The organism is Dellaglioa sp. CoH-55-MRSF-7 (genome assembly GCF_056782235.1).
Genome location: NZ_JBXAYI010000241.1, coordinates 1 through 236, shown reverse-complemented (window position 1 = coordinate 236; position 236 = coordinate 1). Strand labels below are relative to the sequence as shown.

The window sequence follows — 236 nt, the reverse complement described above, 5'->3', positions numbered from 1 at the left end:
CATGCTCGGGTACACCATCGCGGAATGCCTCGTAGCCTTCGTCGAATGCGTCACCGTGGTTGTCGTTTTTCATGCTCTTGCTCCAAAAGTTGTTTCATTCGTTGAAAACCCGCGCTCCACTGTTCACGTTTTGCGGAGCGCGGCGGATACGGGTTGTAGGAGGCAGGTTTGTAGACCATAGCCGCCAATCTCCCCTCATGGTACGCGTCGTGTTCGTCCATTGTGCCTAAAGAAAA

General features: G+C 53.4%; 1 protein-coding gene. It reads right to left on the bottom strand.

The window, feature by feature from the left end; all coding sequences use genetic code 11:
* Positions 1–50 precede the first annotated feature (50 nt).
* Positions 51–236: ribosome modulation factor (locus tag AC1RPU_RS08535; protein WP_481769739.1), on the bottom strand; the 186-nt coding region annotated here is incomplete at its 5' end.